Source organism: Microbacterium sp. K41 (assembly GCF_004794395.1).
Taxonomy (GTDB): Bacteria; Actinomycetota; Actinomycetes; order Actinomycetales; family Microbacteriaceae; genus Microbacterium; species Microbacterium sufflavum.
The window spans coordinates 1-734 of sequence record NZ_SSDO01000343.1; the positions used below are offsets into that span (position 1 = coordinate 1).

The window sequence follows — 734 nt, forward strand, 5'->3', positions numbered from 1 at the left end:
GCGGCCGTGACCGATGCGGACGGGCGCCGCGTCGGCCCGGGGTCGGGCGACAACGCCGGTGCGGCGCTGGGGCTCGGCGCGGCCGTGGGCGACGTGGTGGTGTCGATCGGCACGAGCGGCACGGTGTTCGCCACGAGTGCCCACCGCACGATCGACCCGTCGGGCATGGTCGCGGGCTTCGCCGACGCGGCCGGGGGCCACCTGCCTCTCGTCGCGACCGTGAACGCGGCACGCGTGCTCGACACGCTGGCCACGCTGCTCGCGGTGGACCACGAGGAGCTCGGGCGGCTCGCGCTCGCCGCCGACCCGGGTGCCGGGGGACTGGTGCTGGAGCCGTACTTCGAGGGGGAGCGCACGCCGAACCTGCCCGACGCCACGGGCACCCTGTTCGGCATGACCCTCGCGGCCACCACGCGCGAGAACCTGGCGCGTTCCGCGTTCGAGGGCGTGCTGGGCGGCCTGCGCTACGGCCTCGACGCGATCCGCGCGCTCGGGGTGCCGACGGCGCGGGGCATCCTGATCGGCGGGGGCGCCCGGTCGGCGGCGGTCAGGGAGATCGCGCCGCTCATCCTCGACATCCCGATGACGGCACCGCCCGCGGGTGAGTTCGTCGCCTGGGGCATGGCGCGTCAGGCCGCTCGCACGCTCGGGCACGAGCTGCCGCCCGCGGCCTGACCCGCGCGGCTCAGACGTCGGCGGCGGGCCGCAGCAGGTCGGACCACGCCGCGGTGGCG

At 77.1% G+C, this 734-nt stretch carries 1 protein-coding gene; it reads left to right on the forward strand.

Annotated elements, in window-relative coordinates:
* The coding region (locus DW309_RS10405; protein WP_240753181.1) for an FGGY-family carbohydrate kinase at nt 1-675 on the forward strand (675 nt) is incomplete at its 5' end.
* Nucleotides 676-734 lie beyond the last annotated feature (59 nt).